The following is a 5,816-nucleotide window of genomic DNA, read 5'->3' as shown; positions in this document are numbered from 1 at the left end:
TCGAACATGTCTTTGCCGTGGTCAAGCGCCTGTGGGGTTTCACCAAAGTCCGCTACCGCGGCCTGAAAAAGAATGCCGGCCGGGCCTTCACGGCCCTGGCGCTGGCCAATCTTTACCTGAGCCGAGGACATCTGATGGGAGCAGTCCGCCCATAAAGGGCGAGTGCGGGGCGAGCGCCTCGCCAACACACCCCGTTGGGGGGCGCAGCAAGCCAAAATCTCGTCATCAGAGCCATTTTTCAAAGCGAATAGGCTCCGCGTCGAACCGCTCCACAAAAAATCAGCAGCTTATTCAGCGTAGCCTTAGATCGCGACAGGCTCATTGGGCGGACCTCTGTAATGCGGTAGCCAATCCGCGAATATCAGATCCTATGAAGCGGGGAGACCGGTGCGCTGATGCCTAAAATCAGCGTATCGACACTGGCTCAAAGGGGACGATGATGCCTAAAGATCATGCGAAGACGACCTATTCAAACACTACTCCCGTGCTGGCAGTGTCGCTGGAACTGGCGGCGGCCAAATGGAAAGTCGCGCTTCATGACGGCCAGCGCGAGAAGCCAGCCGTGCACACCGTCGCGCAGCCTCAGGCCGCAGCGCGTCTGCAAGAAGTGCTGAGCCTGATCGCCGCACACAAGGAGAAGTGGTCGTTGCCAGCAGATACACGGATCGTCGTGAGCTATGAGGCCGGACAGGACGCGTTCTGGATCTGTCGCGCGCTGCAGACCCGACACATTGAGTGCTACGTTGTCGATCCGGCCAGCATTCCGGTCGAACGCCATCAGCGGCGCGCCAAGACAGACCGGCTCGATGTCATCAAGCTCGTCATCAACCTGCGCGCGTGGCTGCGCGGCGAGCGCGATCGCATGCATGTGATTCACGTCCCGTCATCGGAGGATGAGGCATCGCGCCACCTGATGCGCGAGCGCGGACAACTGCAGAAAGAAGTCCTGCAGCACCGCGACCGGATGCGCAAGCTACTGGCTACGCTCGGCTGCTGGGATGCGCTCGATCACCGGACTTTCGCCAACCGACTCGCCAGTGACGAGGTGAAGTGTCACGACGGCGCGCCGTTGCCGGCCGAAATGCGCGAGCGGCTGCTGCGCGAGTGCGAACGGCTGGCACTGGTCGAACAGCAACTTGCGGCGCTGGAGAACACGCGACAGACAAATGTACCTGCGCTCGCGCGCCAGCGTCGTGATGCGCTGGCGCGCCTGAAGGGCATCGGCGAAGTGGGCGCCTCGCGCCTTGCCCTCGAGCTGTTCTGGCGGGAATTCAACAACCACCGCCAAGTCGGCGCATGCGTCGGGCTGGTGCCGCAGCCCTATGACAGCGGCGAAAGCCAGGTCGATCAGGGGATTAGCAATCAGGGAAACCGTCGGGTACGCGCGTTGCTGATCGAGATGGCTTGGACCTGGCTGCGCTACCAGCCTGGCAGCGCATTAGCAAAATGGTTTGACCAGCGCACTCAGGGCACAGGACCGAACCGACGCGCACGACGTATCGCCATCGTCGCGGTAGCCCGACGCCTGGCCATTGCGCTGTGGCGCTATCTGAAAGATGGAGTCATTCCCGAAGGCGCACATCTGAAGTCGGCATAGGCCCTCCAAGGCTAGCAGGAAGGAGGTAAGGTTTAGTCAGGCAGTGACGTAGCAAACACGGTTGGAGTGAACATGCCCGTGATCACGCTGGGTTGCCCCGATGCAACCGAATATTTTCAGATGGGGCATGTTCCCGGAAGAGATTCCGGCGTAACGCGCATGCAGGGATGAGGCTGGCAACGCGCCAGCGGATAGAAGGTGGTGAGATGCTGGTTCCTCTCACGAGCGCAACGGTGACTTCAGCTACATAGCGATCTTGACAAATTCTCGCTCATAGAAGCGTGATCCACCGTCGAGACGTACTGCTACGTCGCCTTCAGGAAACTGGTGGGAACACATGGGAGAACTATGAAAGGGAACCAAAAAAATTTCTATTGACACCGGGAGTCATATCAGCAGGGTTAGCCGCGATTGTGGAGAGGGCTGATTAGATTGCCACCTCCGATAGGTCAACGAGTTGCCAACACCAGCTTTCGCCAAGGGAAAAGAGTTGCACGAACTCGCCGTTCACAAGTTGCGGTGCAGCATGAAACCATTCTGTCTCTCCGCCCTCTTCAAACAGGAAGGCTTGGCGAGCCTCAACGTACACGAGGCTCGGCATCACCGCACAGAGATTGCTGGCGTCCTGGCTGGTGAACATCGGGACAGCAAAGCCGTTCCACATGGTGCCGTTCCAATACGCCCACACGAAGGCATGGTCTGGCAGCCAGCTGCCCGTCACGCGAACGCGACGCCATGAGCGTTCCGTACCGCTTTGTTTAGGGGATTCGGTCATAGTGTGCTCCAAAGAGAGAAAGCGGTCTTTTGAGGACGTCCCTTGCGGCCGCCGGCGGTATTCGCTTCAGGCGCTGGGCGAACATTGAGGGTAGGAATGCTGCTCTGCCATGCCTGCGCGCCCGCTGCTCCGAGGCCTTCTGGTCCATCCCGGTCGGCGGTAGAGCCACAGCCGTTTGGGTCATCTCGTAAGATGTAGGCGGTCATCAACGGCCTATTGGCATGCAGCAGATCGTCCAGATGCACCTCCTGAGGGGCACTCTGATTCTGCCGGTTGCGCAGCAGCAGCCAGCGCGTGGACTTGAGCACCCGCCTGGTAGGGCGATCGTGCCGCAGGCGATGCTTGGTCGACGCGAACCCGGCCCATGACCTCGCGCCCGTACTTGGCCACGACGTTGGAACTGGTCATAGACGCTCCCGAATCTCCAGCTCGTACGCGGTCGTCATGTCGATGGGCGACTGCCTCGACGCGTTTGGCCGCGTCCGGTTAAGAGTTGCTCGAAGAACGCTCGGGCAGTCTCGCGCGAGCGGCCCTTTCCGATCCATGGCACTTGCCGTCCGATCGGATCGATGACCACTGTGGCGTAGCGATGTCGCTTGCGCAGGGTGGATCGTCCATGGGAGGTGATTGAGCAGGCCAGCCACTTGAAAGCCAATTCCAGCACAAAGGAAGCATACGGAAGTACCTATGAGGGATTGTGCTATTGATGATCTATCAGAGAATCCCTACGCGCAATTCAGGTCTGACTGACGGACAGGTTATTATGGTGCGGCAGATAATTGGGAAAATGAGAGGTTCTTTGTATAGCGGGTCATTAAATTCACCGGGCTTGCACCGTTGTGTGTTCTCGTTGGGGGTGCCAAGTCGCAGGCCTAAGAGCGGTGTGCTGGCGGGTGCTTATAGTGATCACCCTTTTGGCAAGGGACTGAGCGTGAGTGACGCAAAGGAAGTCCCGAGGTGTCGCAGAGTATTTCCGCGAGAATATGTTCGGGCAAGCCTTGAGGATGGGTAAGGGGTTGCCGCCAAAGCCAGTAACCGCCCAAAAGGCCGACATGAAACGAAAGAACCTGCTAGTCACTATTGGCTGCGCTTTTTTAGTGCTGGGCATTGTGACCTACGTGCGCACCGCTAGAAGTTCGCATCGGATATTTGAACCTGAGGAGGCCAGCGGGGTCGAATTCCTGCAGACAGACTTGGTTCAGGTGGCGCGCCAGGACCTGCAGTTGTCGCTGCCGCTGTCGGGCAGCCTGCGCGCGCTGAACCAGGCCTCGGTCAAGGCCAAGATCTCAGGCGAGGTGAAGCAGGTGCTGGTGCGCGAGGGCGAACCGGTGCGCGCCGGCCAGGTGATCGTGCGCATCGACCCGACCGAATACGAAGCCCGGGCCGCGCAGGCGCGCGGGCAGATGCTGGCCGCGCGCGGCCAGTTCGAGAATTCGCGCCAGACCTGGGAACGCAACCGCGAGCTGGTCGGAAAGGGCTTTATCTCGCAGACCGCCTTCGACAAGTACCAGGCCGACCTGGCGGTGGGGCGCGCCAACCTCGACGCCGCCCAGGGCGGGCTGGCGGTGGCGCAGAAGGCGCTGGCCGACACCGTGGTCAGGGCCCCGCTCGACGGCATGGTGGCCGCGCGCGCGGTGCAGCCGGGCGAGAAGGTGTCGCCGGATACGCGCCTGGTCGACGTGGTCGACCTGCGCGTGCTGGAGCTGGAAGCGCCGATCCCGATGGCCGAGGTGGCGCGCGCCGCGGTGGGCCAGCCGGTGGCGCTGGAAGTCGAAGGCGCCGGCCGCTTTGCCGGCAAGCTGGTGCGCATCAACCCGGCCGTCAGCGAGGGCACGCGCAGCATCATGATCTATGTGCGCGTCGACAATGCCGACCAGAAGCTGCGCGCCGGCATGTTCGCGCGCGGCGCGCTGGTGCTGGGCCAGCGCGCCGCGGTGGTGGCGGTGCCGGTGTCGGCGGTGCGCACCGAGGGCGAGCGCGCCTTCGTCTATGCCATCGAGCGCGACACGCTGGCGGAACGCCCGGTGCAGCTTGGCCTGCGCGACGAAGCCGGCGGCGTGGTGGAAATCGTCGCCGGCCTCGACGCCGGCGCCGAGATCGTGCGCAACAACCTGGGCACGCTGCGCAGCGGCAGCCAGGTCAGGCGCGTCAAGGCCTGACGGTACCGAGGACGCGTGCCATGTGGTTCACCCGCCTGTCGATCCGCAATCCGGTGCTGGCCACCATGATGATGATGGCCTTCATCGTGGTGGGGCTGTTCTCGTACCAGCGGCTGCCGGTCGACCAGTTCCCGGATATCACCTTCCCGGTGGTGGTGGTGCAGACCGAATACCCGGGCGCCGCGCCCGAATCGGTGGAGTCGGACGTCACGCGCAAGGTCGAGGAGATCGTCAACACCATCTCCGGCATCGACGAGATCTTCTCGCATTCCTATCAGGGCACCTCGGTCGTCGTGATCAAGTTCGACCTGAGCGTCGATGTCGGCCAGGCCGCGCAGGACGTGCGCGACAAGATCGCGCTGATTCGCCCGCAGTTCCGCGACGAGGTCAAGGAACCGCGCGTGCTGCGCTATGACCCGTCGGACGCGCCGATCTTCTATCTGTCCGTCTCCAACGCGCCGGGCGCCGGCCGCAGCCAGCGCGAGCTGACCACCATCGCCGACCAGATCGTGCGCAAGCGGCTGGAAACCGTGCGCGGCGTGGGCGCGATCAATCTCGTCGGCGGGACCAGGCGCGAGGTCGAGATCCGCATCCGTCCGGCGCAGCTGGAAGCGCTGGGCATCGGCGTCGACCAGGTGATGAACGCGATCCGCAACGAGAACCAGGAATTGCCCGCGGGCGAAATGCGTTCCGCGGCGACCGAGACCGTGGTGCAGATCAAGGGCCGCGTGCCCACGCCGGATGCGTTCCGGCAGATCATCGTCGCGCGTCGCGCCGGCCAGCCGGTGACGCTGGGCGAGATCGCCGACGTGCGCGACGGCCAGGAAGAGCAGGAAAGCCTGGCGCTGCTCGACGGCAAGCGCGCGCTGTTCCTGTCGGTGGTGAAGGCGCAGGGCCAGAACACGGTCGATACCGTCGACGGCCTGGTGCGCATGACCGACGAGGTGCGCAAGCTGGTGCCCGCCGGCGTGCGGCTGAATGTGGTCAACGACACCGCGCGCGGCATCCGCAGCAGCGTGAAGGAAGTGCGCTCGACCTTGCTGGAAGGCGCCTTCCTGACCGTGGCGATCGTGTTCCTGTTTCTCGGCTCGTGGCGCAGCACGGTGATTACCGGCCTGACGCTGCCGATCGCGCTGATCGGCACCTTCGGCGTAATGTACCTGTGCGGCTTCACCCTCAACGTGATCACGCTGATGGCGCTGTCGCTGTGCGTGGGCCTGCTGATCGACGATGCCATCGTGGTGCGCGAGAACATCGTGCGCCACAACCTGATGGGCAAGGACCA

At 62.8% G+C, this 5,816-nt stretch carries 4 protein-coding genes and 2 pseudogenes; 4 read left to right on the top strand and 2 right to left on the bottom strand.

The genetic code is table 11. The annotated features are described in order from the left end of the window. Together K309_RS42240 and K309_RS0133590 are read left to right on the top strand one after the other, a co-directional pair. Window positions 1–155: pseudogene (locus K309_RS42240) on the top strand (IS5/IS1182 family transposase); the annotation flags it as partial. A 284-nt stretch (window positions 156–439) separates the two neighbouring features. After that, on the top strand, window positions 440–1,597 hold the full coding sequence (locus tag K309_RS0133590; RefSeq protein WP_035878815.1) for an IS110 family RNA-guided transposase: 1,158 nt from the start codon (window positions 440–442) through the stop codon (window positions 1,595–1,597). Window positions 1,598–2,024: 427 nt separating this feature from the next. Here K309_RS0133590 and K309_RS42720 read toward each other — a convergent pair whose 3' ends face one another. Together K309_RS42720 and K309_RS41160 are read right to left on the bottom strand one after the other, a co-directional pair. Then, entirely contained in the window at window positions 2,025–2,372 is a 348-nt protein-coding gene (locus K309_RS42720; protein WP_198030910.1) for a hypothetical protein, read from the bottom strand. Window positions 2,373–2,436: 64 nt separating this feature from the next. After that, window positions 2,437–2,976, bottom strand: a pseudogene (locus K309_RS41160) (ISL3 family transposase); the annotation flags it as partial. Window positions 2,977–3,424: 448 nt separating this feature from the next. Between K309_RS41160 and K309_RS0133580 the strand changes: the two are divergent. Both K309_RS0133580 and K309_RS0133575 read left to right on the top strand, forming a co-directional pair. Further along, window positions 3,425–4,531 carry an efflux RND transporter periplasmic adaptor subunit gene (locus tag K309_RS0133580; RefSeq protein WP_029050312.1) on the top strand — a complete coding sequence of 369 codons (1,107 nt, stop codon included), beginning with the start codon at window positions 3,425–3,427 and terminating at the stop codon, window positions 4,529–4,531. Window positions 4,532–4,551: 20 nt separating this feature from the next. After that, on the top strand, window positions 4,552–5,816 hold a 1,265-nt coding region (locus K309_RS0133575), incomplete at its 3' end, for an efflux RND transporter permease subunit (RefSeq protein ID WP_029050311.1).

Origin of the sequence: Cupriavidus phytohabitans (assembly GCF_000426345.1) — a bacterium.
In the GTDB taxonomy this organism is placed as follows: domain Bacteria; phylum Pseudomonadota; class Gammaproteobacteria; order Burkholderiales; family Burkholderiaceae; genus Cupriavidus.
The sequence above is the reverse complement of the archived record's forward strand: the minus strand, read 5'-3'. Positions and strand labels throughout refer to the sequence as shown.

Coding starts and splice junctions, on each gene's coding strand:
- K309_RS0133590 (WP_035878815.1), top strand. CDS start 440: ATGCCTAAAGATCATGCGAAGACGACCTATTCAAACACTACTCCCGTG.
- K309_RS42720 (WP_198030910.1), bottom strand. CDS start 2,372: ATGACCGAATCCCCTAAACAAAGCGGTACGGAACGCTCATGGCGTCGC.
- K309_RS0133580 (WP_029050312.1), top strand. CDS start 3,425: ATGAAACGAAAGAACCTGCTAGTCACTATTGGCTGCGCTTTTTTAGTG.